Below are 13,418 nucleotides of genomic sequence, written 5' to 3' on the forward strand. Positions count from 1 at the left end.
TCGGAAGTGAACCAATGGCCTACAAAAATAAGACGCATCGCAACACTCACCAGTTGAAGTCGCGCCTCAATGACGCCGCTTACGCCGCGCTCCAAGCGGAAGCGCTGGCGCGTGAGATTCAGCCGGGCGCCTTGGTTCGAGATCTCACTTTGGCGGCGCTGCGATTCAAAGAGGATTACGGGTACTTACCTTTGATCGACGACGTCGAGTCGGACGAGCTGGACGGCTTCCCGGCGCTGGGTGAGCTGGCACGAGAGCTGAAGATTCAACCCGGTGCACTGGCGCGCGAACTCATTCGGTCAGCCCTGCAAGCGAAGCGAGAACAGGACGCTATGCCCCAGACCAACGATAAAAAGCTCAGGGCCTGACTAGGCCATGGAGGAGGCACCAATGCCTGCATTACCAGAAGTAGGGCAGTACACGCAGGTCGAGAAGGACGAGCTTGAGAAGTGGGCTGACGAGGTCGGTATCGGCATGGATCAGTTGGCTGATCGAATCCTGCAGATGACGGAGCGTGCGATCGAGCGGCGCAGCGCGTCTCGTCTCGCAGCGGATAAAGCAGCTCTACGATGCCGCCTCGCACAAAGGGCGCAGGCAGAAAACGTAGTTTCCATTTTCCCTGGAAGGTAGCGGTCCGGCCCCTAATAAGGGGCCGCAGCAGAGACTGGGCCGGGCGGGGCTGGCACCTAATAAGGGGCCAAAAAGCAAAGACGGTCATGGGTTCATCCCTGATCAGTTGATGACCCAATTATCTCCTTGTGGGCATAACGCCACCACGGAAACAGAAGCGAGGTTTTACGAATGGAAGACTTTCTGCGGGCCTGCCAGAGCGCTGTTCTGGATAACGAGGCAAAAGCACTGGCGGCAAAGATGGGCGTTCCGCATGTCGGCCTGCTCCAGCGCGCTAACCCAGATAACGACGCTCACCATCTGACGGTTGAGCACCTGTTCGGAATATTGCTGCACACCACCGACATGCGCCCGCTAGTGGCCCTGGCCAATGAGTTCGGATTTGACCTGGTGTCGAGGGAAGCCCCCAAACCTCAAGCGCTCACGTCCTCGCTGATCAACGTCGGCAAGGAAGTGGCAGACCTGACCATCGCCGTTCATGAAGCCCTGGACGACAACCACGTCAGCTCCTTCGAGAAAGCATTGATCCGCCAAGAGATCGACCACGTTCGCAAGAGCCTGGACGTGATGGATGTATCGGTAAAGGCCGCCTGAATTGCAGGCACAAAAAAGCCGACGGTCGAGGTCGGCTAGTTGCTACATCTGAGGAATTCAGTATGCACACACAAGTCCCCACCGGCAATACCCCAGCCAACGTCGCGACACGTTTTCTTCAAGCGCAAAACGTGTCGCGTCTTAAATCTCGTTTTCGGGGAGTCAAGCAATGACCTCTGACAACATCGTTAACCTCAACAGCAGCAGGGGCTTCACCCGAATGGACAACAGCCTCATGGAGGCTTTGGCTACGGTTGACCTGCCAGCGCGTGAACTGCGCGTTCTCATGGCCATTGCAAGGCAGACCATCGGCTATCAACTTGAAACCAAACGCCTGACTGCCGACGAGATCGGCAAGCACACCAACATGCGCCGCGACGTTACTTCGAAGGCGATCAGTCATCTGCTCGAGCGCCGGATCATTTACCGGGTGGGCGGAAGCCGAGGCGATATCGGTATCTCGCCTATCCGGGAATGGTCCTTTTACGAGAAAAAACCGTCCAATCTCACTGAGACCAAATCATCTCACTCGGCCCAAATCGTCTCACTGAGACCTGAAACGAGTGAGACCAAAACGGCAACTTCCCTTCTTTATGGAAAGAAAGAACCCCTATTAACTCTTTCTTCGAAAGAGATTAATCCGCCCCAAGAGCAATCCGAACCGCCAAAGCCTGATCGCAAGGCTCCGTTTGGCATGACCCAACTGCTGGCAGACAACCCGCACAGCGTACCTGAGCAACTTCTGGCCGACTGGCTGACCCAGCGCAAGGCCAAGCGCGCAGCTGTCACCGCTACCGTCTGGTCAACCGTCAACGCTGAGCTGGCCAAATGTGTCGAAGCCGGAATTTCGGCATCCGATGCGATCACTGAGGCGCTGACCGCTGGATGGCAGGGATTCAAGGCGTCCTGGGTGATCAAGCGTCTGGCTGAGTGGACGCCACCCGCGCCACCGACGCCGTCTTCACCTTCACGCCACACCGGCTTCGCTGATCGCGACTACACCGCCGGACTGATTCAGCGAGAGGACGGTTCCTATGCGCTCTGAGAACGTTGTATCGATCTCGGACGGCGTGCTGCCGATCCGTACCCAGCCAGCAGAATGCGAGAAGCACGGGAAGTTTGACCAGAAGGTCGTTGTCATCCTGGGTCGGGAGCTGAAGGGCGGTTGTCCTGAGTGCCTGCGCGCTATTGCTGCCGAGCGCGAAGCTGGCGACAAGGCCAGTAAGACTTACGAACAGCGCCTGTCACTGGCCCGTAAGCTCGGAGACGCATTGATTCCGAAGCGCTTCCTGACCCGCACGCTGGATAACTACCAGGTCGAGCATGACGAGCAACGTCGAGCCCTGAAGTTCTGCCGACACTACGTCGCCACCTTCGACCAGATCCGCGAAGCGGGCCGTTGCATGGTGCTGATAGGAAAACCTGGGACCGGCAAGACTCACCTTGGCGCGGCCATAGCCAACGAGCTGCTGCACAAGACGTCCAGAACGGCTGTGTACCGCACTGTCGGGGCCGTCCTGCAGGCAATCAAGGCAACCTTTGACCGCAAAAGCGAGCTGTCCGAGTCGGACATCCTGTCGAGCCTGATCAATCCCGACCTGCTGATCCTCGATGAGATCGGCGTGAGCAAGGAAACGCCGAGCGACTTCGAGCTGACCACCCTGTTCGCAATCATCAATGGCCGGTACGAGCGTGAGGCGCCGACGGTGATCATTTCGAATCTAGGTGCCAACGAACTGGGCCGGGCAATGGGTGACCGCTGCGTGGATCGGTTGCGGGAGGGTGGCTTGATCGTCGTTCCGTTCGAGTGGGAATCACAGCGCGGAAAGGAGGGGTTCTGATGAAACGAGCAAGCCCAGTACAGCTACGCCGATCACTTGAGGTAGCCAGCGCCTTGGTGAAGCACGGGATCAACTTCGTATGCATGCCGGTGGTGGATGAGGCCGACGGAGTCAACTTGGCAAGTCAGGCATCCGAGCGCCTTGAGCGTCTGGCAGTGCTCGCAGAAGCAGCGGAGCAACGGACATGACCGACAAGATCAGCGTCAACAGCCAGGCCAAGCTCACCGAAGCCATCACCTGCCTCAACACAATGTTCCGCGAGAAGAAGTTCGTCGTCATGTCCCTTCGCCCTGGCAAAGATCGCACGCTCCACCAGAACGCGCTGTGGTTCGCCCTATACCAGCGCATCGCCCAGATGACGCAGATCGGCGACGTCGATGACGCCCGCCGTTACTGCAAGCTGCACTTCGGGGTTCAGATACTGCTGAACGAGGACGACGATTTCCGCAACGGGTGGTACCGGACCATGCGGCACCTGACCTACGGGGAAAAGCTCGAGTTGATGGGTGGGAACGCACTGTTCGGGCCTGATGGGTTCCCGGTCACCCGGCTGTTCAGTCGGGCCCAAGGCATCGCTTACACCGATCGCATCGTGGCCGAATTCACGGAGCGCGGCGTGGTGTTCACGGATCTGTTGAGCGAGGAGGCCGCATGATCGACCCAATCACTCTGCTTGTCCTGATGATCCTCTCCTGCTGGGGGATCCTAGAGAAATGCCGCCGTATCCATAGCCGGCATCGCAGGATTTATGGGGGCAGGGCATGAGCCTTTCAGCAAAACAGCCCCGACCGAGGAAATGCCGCGTCGCTGAGTGCGGGGCCTCATTCGTTCCTGCGCGCTTAGGTCAGGCTGTTTGCAGCCCGGCCTGCGCAATTCTGGATGCACCCACCAACCGGGAGAAGGCACGCAAGTCGCTCGCCCAGGTCGAGCGCCGGGAAATCAGGGTTCGCAAGGAGAAGCTGAAGAGCCGGGCCGACCATCTGCGCGAGGCTCAGGCCGCGATGAACGAGTATGTGCGCCTGCGTGACGCGCACCTGCCGTGCATCAGCTGCGATTCCAATCCAAGTGATCACGACCTCATCACCGGCAGCCGCTGGGACGCAGGGCATTACCGGTCCGTTGGCGCTTGTCCGGAGCTGCGGTTTGAACCGCTCAACATCCACCGGCAGTGCGTGAGGTGCAACCGGAACTTGTCCGGTAACGCTGTGGAGTACCGCATTCGGTTGGTGGCGCGCATCGGCTACGACCAGGTTGCGTGGATTGAAGGGCCTCATCCGGCTCGCAAGTACACCGTAGAAGAGATCAAGGCCATCAAGGCTGAATACCGGGCAATGGCCAAATACTTGAAAAAGGACGCAGCATGAGACTGATCAATGCAAGGCAGGTATGGACCGAAGCTCAGCACGAATCGAACGCGTCGATCAGCGCTGTGGCGATCGAGAAGGGGGAGTCGGCACCGGCGAAGAAGAGCATTCGCCTGCGCCGCCATGAGGCCGTGTTCGCCGCCCTGGGCGAGGACAAGGAGGAGCGTATCCAGGTGGTTCGGCAGAAGATCAGCATCAGCGAGACTCGCCGCACTCCCATCGGCCGATCCACCGCCCGCGCCGCGCACCTGGCGACCATCGGCAAGGTCCTGCGCGCCATCGACACACTGCCGTTTCAGGTGCAGCAGTTCGGGCACTACCTCTATCACCCGGTAATGAACATGCGTCACCTGCTGAATGCGGTGCTGCTCGTAACCGCGAAGGCTCAATTGCCGGACCTGACATCAGCCAAGCGCGTGAAGGCGCAGTACCTGGTCACACTGGCCCTGCAGTCGTACAAGGGGGAGGTGCACGGTGCCGCGGAGTGGGGGCCGGCCCGGGTAGCCACGGAGATGAATGCCTTCTTTGGCGTCACCATCGATCCGAAGAACTGGAAGCGCGACTGGCTGGACCTGTGGGAATCTCTAAAAGCAGTGATCAAAGAAGTGGATATTCAGGCGCAGCAGCCGTTGTGGCAGGTGATCTACGCGGAAAAAGCCCAGGAGGCGGCATAATCATTTGACATGACGGCGTTTTGAACGTACTTTTCCCATAGTGCACAAGTAACGCGAAACGCACACAAATCCCTGAGCCCGGCCACTGCGCCGGGTTATTTCTGGCAATGTTTAGATTGCTCGAAACCCCATGTACAATCGAGTTTCAGCCAGGCTTCTGTCTTGGCTCCCAGTTTCTGGGGCTTTCGGGTGCGACTCCCGTGGCGATGGCAATCTCAACCCTCGGCGTAATGTGTTTGGCTGCTGTAAAAGCTGTTGTTCTTAGCCACGCGATACCGGTCGCAGCGGAATTAACTGCGAAAGGGGATAATAAAATGGGAAAAATCTTCGGAAATGCTGTACTTGAAACGATTCATTCCGTGGGTTCAAGTTGTCTCGCAGCTAGTGCTAGCCTCTCCGTGATTTGAGCTGATGCTCATCGAAACCCGACCTTCAATCTGGGTTTTTTATTGCTAGTGGCTTGTGTACTGTTCTCCATCCTAGGAGAGCATGGCATGTACAAATTTTTTCATGCGGACAGAAAATCATCCCTCACACCTGCGCAAGAGCTGGTTGTTGATGAGCGAGGTCTGTCCGCTTTCGGCACAGTATATTGGTCATTGATTCAAACGGAGCCACCGCCTGACGCAGACCCTGCATTGATACGGGAGTATTGCGCCGAAAAGGCTTTGGGCATGGTTGGGTTTTGTTGGTCGAGGCATTGCTCGCTTTTCGCCGCCGAAACCATTGAGCAAGCAATAGAATTTGCGCATGCAGTTACCCCCGCGCCTAATCAACCAATTCCGATTTTTGAGATTTTTGCAGAGAGGGCGTCGAGGCACGATATGAATTGGCTCGACTATGGGGTTGGCGTGGATGCTCGGATCGAATATGCCTGCGCATACTGGAGAATGGAGGAGTCGAACCACAAACCCGCAGAGGGGCCACGAAAGCTGCCGCAATGGGAAATCCTTATTCCCCTTCCTGCAAGGGTTGGGGCGCAAGTAGCGACGGTATTGTTTTAGAGTTGGTTACTTTTTTTCAAGGGCCTCAGCATTCGCTGGGGCCTTTTCGTTTTCGGCTCAGCCACACCCATTGCTCCGAGCTGGGAGTGCTGCTGTAGCCGACTCCACCACTGCAGGCGAAAGACCGGAAAGACCCTCCTGCCAAATCGACGCCAGAGGATCTACCGATGTCTCACATCACCCGCTGCAAAATGACTCTTCGCGCCAAAGGGCCTGTTCAGGGCTCATCGGAATCACTGACGCGCCTTAACTTCGGAGCGGTGTGGTCGGCCAATCCAGCCGAAGAGGATGCGATCTACGGTAAGTACACCTTACGGCGAATACGTCGTGAACGTGGCTGCCGATCGAGCCGAGCATTTCGAGGAAGGGAAGGATTACTACTTCGACATCTCGCCAGCTTTTTGAATCCACCGCAGCCAGGGCGGCCTCTCGGAAGGCCTGGACACTGATAAGCCGGCAAGTGCAGTGCTACGGAAAAACACCGGCCGCCCGTGTACCTCGTCCTCACCATGCTTACGGGGTAGCGCGAGACTGGATCAGCGAGATCGATGCAGAAGGGCGTCGACTCAGTGAGAGTCTTATGGCAGACAGCGGGAAAGACTGCGCACCTATTCAAGATCGGTACAAGTAAGGCTAATGCTGCCGCTTTACTTGAGTTTCAGCACCGCTGCCTTCCGCACTCCTGCCGCCCGAGGAAGATGCTCAAACAAGCCTGTATCAACCAGGTCCGCAATTACCTGTTGCACAGCCTGCATGGTGTTTGGATTTCTCGCATAGCGAGTGCGCAAGAGGTAATCCAGAGAGTCTGGTTTCACAATGTCTAAATTACTTTTTGTTGCACCGATCTCGATCTCGCTGACCTGGCGCTCATTGAAGACGTCTACCAGACGCGCCGCATAGAAACCGGCCTGGGCTCCGCCATAGGGAAGATCGATCCATCCAAGATCAGGAGTGGTCACACGAATCGATGTATCTAGAGCCTCAAGTGCTGCTTCCAGTTGCTCCATCTTGGAGGTATGCAGAAAGTCGACCAGGCGATCGCCCTGAGTCTGAGCAACGCCGAGTAGCCGGCGCAGATCGGCTTTACGCATTCCGCGCTTCATCATTTCATTCCATAGCGCGATTTTGGCCACTGTGACGGCTGGTAGAGAGATGACTTCTTCATCGTTTTCAGGCGGAGTGGCTTCAGGAATCGCGCGGCGCTGGTCGACGTAGATGGATAGGGTTGTCTCAATCGCATCCACCGCTTCGCGCTTGGCGTGCTCGCGGTCATCCCCATAGCTGTTTAGCTCTGGAAGATCACGGCAGAAAACAGCCAGTCCTGATGAGTCGTCTCGTTCAAAGCGGATTGCGTAGTTGTACATCGTGACTCCTTGGAAGTGATGGTCCAGCGTTCAGATGTGGTGAAGGGGCTCTTAGAGCCCCAGTTGTTTAATGATCGCCTTGCGGGTCGGTTCTGGCATTTCCTTGCTGCCGTGATCCGCGAAGGTGCTCTTGTTGCCATTCGGGGCGGTGACTTTGAAGTGGCTTCCTTTGCCTGCTTCGAAGGTCACCCCTTGGGCCTTCAACCATCGTCTGAACTCGCTGAACTTCATCACCTCGCCTCGTTGTTTGGATGAGTCCATTCTACAACATTTTTGTTCTAATACAACACTTTTGTTTTATTTGTTTTAGCACCTATTCAGACCTCAGCATTTGCCGAGGCCTTTTCGTTTCTGCTCCCTACGAGGGAGATCACCGGAATGCTCAATATGCCAGACAGACCTGAGAGCTGGGCCAAGTTCTGGGAGGCAATGAGCAATCCGCTCCTACAGGGCGCAATCATGGCGATCCTCATCTCCCTCTTGCGCGTGCTGTACGACGCCAAAGAAACCAGCAAGCGCCGAATCATCTTCGAGGCGTTGATCTGCGGAGGCTTGAGCCTATCGGCCAGCAGCGTCATTGCCTGGATGGAGTGGCCGTCGAATTTGTCCGTTGCTGCCGGCGGAGCCATTGGCTTCCTCGGCGTGACAGCGATCCGCGAAATGGTGACCCGCTTCATAGGTCGCAAGGCTGATTCGCTATGAAGGCCTTCGCAGCTGCCGCCATCATCGTGCTGGTCGCCATCCTGTTGCTGGGAATCCAGCGCTACCAGGTGATCGCGCTCCAAGGCCAGGTAACGATCGAGGCCAAGAGCAAGGATGACGCCATCGAGGCAAACAAGGTGAGCCAGGCAACGATCACCACCCTACAGGCCGAAGCCAAGCGCAATGCTGACTACCTGAAAGACCTGAACAAGCGAATCAAGGCCAGTGAAGCCAAAGCCAAGAAGGCGGAGAAGAACTTTGAAGATCTCAAACGCAACAGCAAGCCTGTTCGTGATTGGGCTGCTCAGCCTTTGCCTGACGGCCTGCGCGGGAAAGCCGGGACTGGTAACAAAGACGTCCGCCCTAAGAATTGAAGCCCCCGAGCTGATCCCCTGTGAGCGAATCGACCAAGCCGAGTCTGAAGCCGGTCTTCGCATGAATGGGGATGTCTGGGAGCTGAAGGATCAAGCCATCAAGCTGCTAGACACCTGTGCGGATCAAGTGGATGCACAGATTGTGCGCAGTCAGAGCAAGTAATCCGCGACACATTTCGTGAAGTTCAAATTGTGTCGCGGAATGGTGGGTGTGCCGCAGGTAAGTGCAGCACGGGTGAATCACTTCCCGGTCAGCGCTGCTTGTATGGTATCGGCGTATTGGGAAAGCCTTGAGAGTTCCGCTTCTAAAATGCCACCAGTAGTGTTGTTGGTGACTCGAACTGCGATGAGTTCTAGCGCCGCATTGACTGCCAGCAGGCGCTGGTCCGCGTCGTCACCGTTGGCGTACTTAACATCATCTAAAAGAGCCATGTTGCATTCCTTGCTATGAGTTGAATTCCATCAATACCGGCAACCGGCCACTATTTCAAGTATCAGCGAGCCTCTATGACAACGAAGCAACCCGACTGGGAGGCAATCGAACGCGCCTACCGGGCCGGATTGCTTTCCATCCGAGAGATCGCATCAACTCAAGGCATCACCCATGGCGCAATCAACAAGCGCGCCAAGCGGGATGGCTGGGAGCGAAACCTCAAGGCGAAGATCCAGGCCAAGGCCGACGCACTGGTATCCAAACGCACGGTATCCACTGTGGTATCCAGCAAACAGGCGGATACCGAAAGAGAGATCATTGAGGTCAACGCTGAGGTCATTGCGAACATCCGCATGGCTCATCGCGGCGACATCTCGCGTGGCCGGCGCCTCACGAACAAACTGCTGGATGAACTCGAAGGCCTGACTGACAACCGCCACCTGTTCGAAGAGTTGGGCGAGCTGATGCGCTCCGAAGACGACAACGGACAGGACAAGCGAAACGACCTGTACCAGAAGATCATCGACTTGCCGGGCCGCTCCAAGACGATGAAGGAAATGGCGGAGACGCTCAAGACTCTGATCTCCCTGGAGCGTCAAGCCTACGACCTCGACACCAAGACTGGCAGCAATGATGCCGACGAACTCTCGAAACTGATGGACGATCTATCGAAGGAAGCCTGACATGAAGCCCGAGCATTTGAAGCTGCTCCGGGACAAGAGATGGCGCCTGAACAACCTCTACTTCATCACGGACAAGCAGGGCAAGAAGGTCCGCTTCCGGATGACGGACGAGCAGATCGAGTACTTCGATGGGATGCACACCCGCAACATTATCCTGAAAGCTCGACAGCTCGGCTTCACCACCGAGTGCTGCATCATCCAATTGGACGCGGCTCTGTTTGAGTCGGCTAAGTGCGCCCTGATCGCTCATACCCTGAACGACGCCAAGCGCCTGTTCCGGGAAAAGGTGAAGTACGCCTACGACAACCTGCCGAGCGAAATCCGCGCGGCTAACCCTGCGCACAACGATGCAGCTGGCGAGCTGGTGTTCAGTAAAGGCGGCTCGATCTACGTTTCTACGTCCTTCCGGGGCGGCACATTGCGCTATCTGCACGTGTCCGAGTTCGGGAAGATCTGCGCCAAGTTCCCGCATAAGGCGCGCGAGATCGTCACCGGTGCGTTCGAGGCCGTTGCCACCGACTGTTTCGTCACGATCGAATCGACTGCAGAGGGGCGGGCCGGTTACTTCTTCGACTACAGCCAAACGGCAGAGAAACAAGCCTCTTCAGGCGCTCCGATCGGTCCGCTGGACTGGAAATTCTTCTTTTTCGCCTGGTGGAAGAACGCTCAGTACGCACTTGAGCCGCTTGCCGCCATCCCACAGCGCCTGCTGGACTATTTTGCCGAACTGAAGGCAAAGCATGGCATCAACATCAGCGCTGCTCAGGCAGCCTGGTACGCAGCCAAGGAAAAGTCGCTCGGCGACGACATGAAGCGCGAATACCCGTCGTTACCGGCGGAAGCGTTCCAGCAGTCGATCGAGGGCGCCTACTACGCCAAGCAGTTCGCCAAGCTCTACGCCAATCAGCGTGTCGGCGTGATCCCAAGCAACGATCACCTTCCAGTGCACACGTTCTGGGACATCGGTGTGGGCGACTCCACGGCTATCTGGTTCGTCCGGACGGTCGGCGAGGAATACCACATCATCGATTTCTACGAGAACAGCGGCGAAGGCCTGCGGCACTACATGAAAACGCTGAAGGATCGAGGCTACACCTACGGCGAGCACTGGGGTCCGCACGACATCGACAACCGTGAGTTCGGCAGCGACGGCAAGACCCGCCGCGAACTGGCCCGAGAGGGCTACGAGATCGACGGCAACAAATACAGCATCAAATTCAGCGTTGTGCCAAAGCTCGGCATCGACGAAGGCATTGAGCAGGCCCGGGAGATCCTGGCCCGCTGCGCCTTCGATGATTCCAAATGCGAGAAAGGGGTTTCCGCCCTGGAGAACTATCGCAAGGAATGGGATGACAAGCGCGGCTGCTGGAAAGACAAGCCGCTCCATGACTGGTCATCCCACGCCGCTGACGCCTTCCGTTACTTCGCCGTGGCCAAAGGCCGCCGTAAACGCACCGCCACCAGCGAACCTCTGAGAATGTGAATTATGAGTGATGACCCGAGCAAAACGCTCCCTGCCGTAGATGACATGCGACAGGACTGGGCCATCGTTGACGCTCTCATGGGTGGCACGAGGGCCATGCGCAAGGCCGGCAAGAAGTTCCTGCCGCAGTGGCCGAAGGAAGAGAGCGATGCCTACAAAGCGCGGCTCGACACCTCGACCTTGCTGCCTGCGCTGAGCGAGACCGTACAGAACATGACTGGGCGCGTATTCGCTGACCCGATCACGTTCACCGAGGACGTGCATGACCAGATCAAGGAGATGGCCGAGGACTTCGACCTCCAAGGCAACAACCTGCAGGTCTGGGCTCAGTCGTTCTTCAGTGGCGGCCTGTCGCACGGACTCTTCCATGTGCTGGTCGATCACCCAAAAGCTGAAGGCATCAAAACCAAGGCCGAAGAGAAGTCAGCCGGGGTTCGCCCTTACGCAGTGGTCATCAAGCCGGGCCAAGTGCTCGGCTGGCGGTCTGCGAACAAAGGCGGCAAACAGTTCCTGACGCAATTCCGCTACATGGAGTGCGTCGAGGTCGAAGATGGCGAGTTCGGTACCAAGAGCGTGGATCAGATTCGCGTGCTGGTCCCGGGCGGCTGGGCCACCTACATCGAAGTCGATGACGGCAAGGGCGGGAAGAGCTGGCAGAAGAACGACGAGGGCCAGACAAGCCTCGACGTGATTCCGCTGACGACCTTCTACACCAAGCGCACCGGCTTCCTGACTGCAACGCCGCCTCTGCTCGAACTGGCGAACATGAACGTCAAGCACTGGCAGTCCCAGAGCGACCAGGACAACATCCTGCACATCGCCCGCGTGCCGATGCTCGCAGTGATCGGCCTCGACGAAGGGGACGACATCACCGTCGGCGCAGGCTCAGCCACTCGGCTGCCAAAAGACTGCGACATGAAGTGGGTTGAGCACACTGGCAAAGCCATTGAGGCAGGCCGCACGTCGCTGCAGGACTTGGTCGACGACATGCGACTGGCTGGGGCCAAGCTGCTCCAGAAGGACAAACAGTCTGTCAAGACAGCCACGCAGGCCGAGGATGAAGCGGCTCAGGAGATGAGCCCGCTGCAAACCATGGCCGGGCAACTCGAAGACGCGCTTGACCAGGTGCTCCAGTACTTCGCGCTTTGGATGAAGATCGACAAAGGTGGGCACATACAGGTCAATGGCAACTTCGAGGTCGACTTCAGCCCTGAAACCACGATGCCGTTCCTGCTGAACATGAACAAGGCCCGCATCCTCTCGGACGAAAGCCTGTTCAGGGAAGTGCAGCGCCGCGGCATGCTCGGCGAAGACCTGAAGTGGGAGGAGGAGAAGGTGAAAGTCGCTGCTCAGCCCACGAAGCCCGAGCCGACCAAGTCTGCTCAGCCGTAACGAACACCGAATACAGCCCTGGCATACGCCGGGGCTTTTTTATGGGCGCGATTCCGGATGGATAGCGCCGCGCCGGGCCGGATGGCTCAACAAATGGGCGGATGCCCGGAGATGCATCAATGAAACTGAAATTGGATGACCAAGGCCACGTTGTACTGCAAGACGGCAAGCCTGTGTACGTGTACGAAGACGGCAAAGAGGTCGCATTTGATGCGCCTGGCACCGTCAGCACGATCACCCGGCTGAACACCGAAGCCAAGACCCACCGCGAAGGCAAAGAGGCGGCTGAAAAGGCCCTAAAGGCGTTCGACGGGATCGAGGACGGTGCTGCCGCCAAGAAGGCCCTGGAGATCGTTTCCAAGCTCGATCAGAAAAAGCTGGTGGATGCCGGCGAGATCGACACGGTGCGCACTGAGATCAGCAAGGCCTTTCAAGGTCAGGTTGACGAGTGGTCCACCAAGGCGGCGACCTTCGAAAAGCAGCTCTACGAAGAAAAGATCGGCGGTGCATTCAGTCGTTCCAAGTACATCGGCGAGAAGCTGGCAATCCCCGCAGACCTGGTTCAGTCCAAATTCGGCGCCGCCTTCAAAGTCGAGGATGGCAAGACCATCGCTTACGACCAGCACGGCCAAAAGATCTACAGCCGCACCCGGCCGGGCGAAGTCGCTGAGTTCGACGAAGCAATCGAAACCCTTGTTGAGCAATACCCGCACCGCGATCACATCTTGAAAGGAACCGGCGCCAATGGCTCAGGGGCTCCGAACAACGGTGGGAATGGCGGCAATGGCAACAAAACCATCTCTCGCACCCAATTTGATGCTCTTGACCCAGCGGGCAAGCAGGCACACGTGAAAGCGGGCGGCGACGTTACCGACTGATC

General features: G+C 57.5%; 19 protein-coding genes. 16 read left to right on the forward strand and 3 right to left on the reverse strand.

From position 1 onward, the window contains the following. Nucleotides 1-14 precede the first annotated feature (14 nt). From J2W17_RS17950 to J2W17_RS17995, 10 genes are all read left to right on the forward strand, one after another. Nucleotides 15-368, forward strand: coding sequence for a hypothetical protein (locus J2W17_RS17950; protein ID WP_307336865.1), 354 nt, complete (start codon nt 15-17; stop codon nt 366-368). 22 nt (nt 369-390) lie between these two features. Then, complete coding sequence (locus J2W17_RS17955) at nt 391-630, forward strand: hypothetical protein (protein ID WP_307336867.1); 240 nt, start codon at nt 391-393, stop codon at nt 628-630. A 171-nt stretch (nt 631-801) separates the two neighbouring features. After that, nucleotides 802-1,224 carry a phage regulatory CII family protein gene (locus tag J2W17_RS17960; RefSeq protein ID WP_307336870.1) on the forward strand — a complete coding sequence of 141 codons (423 nt, stop codon included), beginning with the start codon at nt 802-804 and terminating at the stop codon, nt 1,222-1,224. A 169-nt stretch (nt 1,225-1,393) separates the two neighbouring features. Continuing rightward, nucleotides 1,394-2,269, forward strand: a complete 876-nt coding sequence (locus J2W17_RS17965) for a replication protein (RefSeq protein ID WP_307336872.1) — start codon at nt 1,394-1,396, stop codon at nt 2,267-2,269. Continuing rightward, entirely contained in the window at nt 2,259-3,065 is an 807-nt protein-coding gene (locus J2W17_RS17970) for an ATP-binding protein (RefSeq protein WP_307336875.1), read from the forward strand. Before J2W17_RS17965 ends, J2W17_RS17970 begins: the two co-directional genes overlap by 11 nt. Further along, the gene (locus J2W17_RS17975) at nt 3,065-3,253 is read left to right on the forward strand and encodes a DUF1382 family protein (RefSeq protein ID WP_307336879.1); all 189 of its coding nucleotides are present in this window, start codon (nt 3,065-3,067) and stop codon (nt 3,251-3,253) included. Before J2W17_RS17970 ends, J2W17_RS17975 begins: the two co-directional genes overlap by 1 nt. Next, complete coding sequence (locus J2W17_RS17980; RefSeq protein WP_307336882.1) at nt 3,250-3,720, forward strand: hypothetical protein; 471 nt, start codon at nt 3,250-3,252, stop codon at nt 3,718-3,720. The genes J2W17_RS17975 and J2W17_RS17980 overlap by 4 nt, the downstream gene beginning before the upstream one ends. Nucleotides 3,721-3,826: 106 nt before the next feature. Continuing rightward, nucleotides 3,827-4,429 carry a recombination protein NinG gene (locus J2W17_RS17985; protein WP_307336885.1) on the forward strand — a complete coding sequence of 201 codons (603 nt, stop codon included), beginning with the start codon at nt 3,827-3,829 and terminating at the stop codon, nt 4,427-4,429. Beyond that, entirely contained in the window at nt 4,426-5,103 is a 678-nt protein-coding gene (locus tag J2W17_RS17990) for a hypothetical protein (protein ID WP_307336888.1), read from the forward strand. Before J2W17_RS17985 ends, J2W17_RS17990 begins: the two co-directional genes overlap by 4 nt. Before the next feature lie 494 nt (nt 5,104-5,597). After that, nucleotides 5,598-6,107, forward strand: coding sequence for a hypothetical protein (locus tag J2W17_RS17995; protein ID WP_307336892.1), 510 nt, complete (start codon nt 5,598-5,600; stop codon nt 6,105-6,107). A 647-nt stretch (nt 6,108-6,754) separates the two neighbouring features. Here the strand turns inward: J2W17_RS17995 and J2W17_RS18000 are convergent. Further along, nucleotides 6,755-7,471, reverse strand: a complete 717-nt coding sequence (locus tag J2W17_RS18000; RefSeq protein WP_307336895.1) for a type II toxin-antitoxin system HicB family antitoxin — start codon at nt 7,469-7,471, stop codon at nt 6,755-6,757. 51 nt (nt 7,472-7,522) lie between these two features. After that, nucleotides 7,523-7,702 carry a type II toxin-antitoxin system HicA family toxin gene (locus J2W17_RS18005; protein WP_307337683.1) on the reverse strand — a complete coding sequence of 60 codons (180 nt, stop codon included), beginning with the start codon at nt 7,700-7,702 and terminating at the stop codon, nt 7,523-7,525. A 147-nt stretch (nt 7,703-7,849) separates the two neighbouring features. On the opposite strand from J2W17_RS18005, the gene J2W17_RS18010 reads away from it, so the two are divergent. Both J2W17_RS18010 and J2W17_RS18015 read left to right on the forward strand, forming a co-directional pair. Next, nucleotides 7,850-8,173, forward strand: coding sequence for a phage holin, lambda family (locus J2W17_RS18010; protein WP_307336898.1), 324 nt, complete (start codon nt 7,850-7,852; stop codon nt 8,171-8,173). Continuing rightward, on the forward strand, nt 8,170-8,547 hold the full coding sequence (locus J2W17_RS18015; protein ID WP_307336901.1) for a hypothetical protein: 378 nt from the start codon (nt 8,170-8,172) through the stop codon (nt 8,545-8,547). The genes J2W17_RS18010 and J2W17_RS18015 overlap by 4 nt, the downstream gene beginning before the upstream one ends. Before the next feature lie 240 nt (nt 8,548-8,787). On the opposite strand, the gene J2W17_RS18020 is transcribed toward J2W17_RS18015, so the two are convergent. Next, nucleotides 8,788-8,979, reverse strand: coding sequence for a hypothetical protein (locus J2W17_RS18020; RefSeq protein ID WP_307336904.1), 192 nt, complete (start codon nt 8,977-8,979; stop codon nt 8,788-8,790). Between the two features lie 75 nt (nt 8,980-9,054). On the opposite strand from J2W17_RS18020, the gene J2W17_RS18025 reads away from it, so the two are divergent. From J2W17_RS18025 to J2W17_RS18040, 4 genes are all read left to right on the forward strand, one after another. Next, the gene (locus J2W17_RS18025) at nt 9,055-9,663 is read left to right on the forward strand and encodes a hypothetical protein (protein WP_307336907.1); all 609 of its coding nucleotides are present in this window, start codon (nt 9,055-9,057) and stop codon (nt 9,661-9,663) included. Nucleotide 9,664: 1 nt separating this feature from the next. Further along, on the forward strand, nt 9,665-11,146 hold the full coding sequence (locus J2W17_RS18030) for a terminase (protein ID WP_307336910.1): 1,482 nt from the start codon (nt 9,665-9,667) through the stop codon (nt 11,144-11,146). Nucleotides 11,147-11,224: 78 nt separating this feature from the next. Next, nucleotides 11,225-12,538, forward strand: coding sequence for a DUF4055 domain-containing protein (locus J2W17_RS18035; protein ID WP_307336913.1), 1,314 nt, complete (start codon nt 11,225-11,227; stop codon nt 12,536-12,538). A 119-nt stretch (nt 12,539-12,657) separates the two neighbouring features. Then, nucleotides 12,658-13,416 (forward strand): DUF6651 domain-containing protein, encoded by a 759-nt coding sequence (locus J2W17_RS18040; RefSeq protein ID WP_307336916.1) that lies wholly within the window; start codon nt 12,658-12,660, stop codon nt 13,414-13,416. The last annotated feature ends 2 nt before the right edge of the window (nt 13,417-13,418 follow it).

It is taken from the genome of Pseudomonas lini, from assembly GCF_030812475.1.
Classification (GTDB): domain Bacteria; phylum Pseudomonadota; class Gammaproteobacteria; order Pseudomonadales; family Pseudomonadaceae; genus Aquipseudomonas; species Aquipseudomonas lini_A.

What these genes read in the sequence shown, in the direction of transcription:
- J2W17_RS18025 (WP_307336907.1), top strand. Translation starts at nt 9,055, where the DNA reads ATGACAACGAAGCAACCCGACTGGGAGGCAATCGAACGCGCCTACCGG.
- J2W17_RS18010 (WP_307336898.1), top strand. Translation starts at nt 7,850, where the DNA reads ATGCTCAATATGCCAGACAGACCTGAGAGCTGGGCCAAGTTCTGGGAG.
- J2W17_RS17980 (WP_307336882.1), top strand. Translation starts at nt 3,250, where the DNA reads ATGACCGACAAGATCAGCGTCAACAGCCAGGCCAAGCTCACCGAAGCC.
- J2W17_RS17965 (WP_307336872.1), top strand. Translation starts at nt 1,394, where the DNA reads ATGACCTCTGACAACATCGTTAACCTCAACAGCAGCAGGGGCTTCACC.
- J2W17_RS17975 (WP_307336879.1), top strand. Translation starts at nt 3,065, where the DNA reads ATGAAACGAGCAAGCCCAGTACAGCTACGCCGATCACTTGAGGTAGCC.
- J2W17_RS17960 (WP_307336870.1), top strand. Translation starts at nt 802, where the DNA reads ATGGAAGACTTTCTGCGGGCCTGCCAGAGCGCTGTTCTGGATAACGAG.
- J2W17_RS18030 (WP_307336910.1), top strand. Translation starts at nt 9,665, where the DNA reads ATGAAGCCCGAGCATTTGAAGCTGCTCCGGGACAAGAGATGGCGCCTG.
- J2W17_RS17990 (WP_307336888.1), top strand. Translation starts at nt 4,426, where the DNA reads ATGAGACTGATCAATGCAAGGCAGGTATGGACCGAAGCTCAGCACGAA.
- J2W17_RS18035 (WP_307336913.1), top strand. Translation starts at nt 11,225, where the DNA reads ATGGGTGGCACGAGGGCCATGCGCAAGGCCGGCAAGAAGTTCCTGCCG.
- J2W17_RS17995 (WP_307336892.1), top strand. Translation starts at nt 5,598, where the DNA reads ATGTACAAATTTTTTCATGCGGACAGAAAATCATCCCTCACACCTGCG.
- J2W17_RS17970 (WP_307336875.1), top strand. Translation starts at nt 2,259, where the DNA reads ATGCGCTCTGAGAACGTTGTATCGATCTCGGACGGCGTGCTGCCGATC.
- J2W17_RS17985 (WP_307336885.1), top strand. Translation starts at nt 3,827, where the DNA reads ATGAGCCTTTCAGCAAAACAGCCCCGACCGAGGAAATGCCGCGTCGCT.
- J2W17_RS18020 (WP_307336904.1), bottom strand. Translation starts at nt 8,979, where the DNA reads ATGGCTCTTTTAGATGATGTTAAGTACGCCAACGGTGACGACGCGGAC.
- J2W17_RS17955 (WP_307336867.1), top strand. Translation starts at nt 391, where the DNA reads ATGCCTGCATTACCAGAAGTAGGGCAGTACACGCAGGTCGAGAAGGAC.
- J2W17_RS18000 (WP_307336895.1), bottom strand. Translation starts at nt 7,471, where the DNA reads ATGTACAACTACGCAATCCGCTTTGAACGAGACGACTCATCAGGACTG.
- J2W17_RS18005 (WP_307337683.1), bottom strand. Translation starts at nt 7,702, where the DNA reads ATGAAGTTCAGCGAGTTCAGACGATGGTTGAAGGCCCAAGGGGTGACC.
- J2W17_RS18040 (WP_307336916.1), top strand. Translation starts at nt 12,658, where the DNA reads ATGAAACTGAAATTGGATGACCAAGGCCACGTTGTACTGCAAGACGGC.
- J2W17_RS18015 (WP_307336901.1), top strand. Translation starts at nt 8,170, where the DNA reads ATGAAGGCCTTCGCAGCTGCCGCCATCATCGTGCTGGTCGCCATCCTG.
- J2W17_RS17950 (WP_307336865.1), top strand. Translation starts at nt 15, where the DNA reads ATGGCCTACAAAAATAAGACGCATCGCAACACTCACCAGTTGAAGTCG.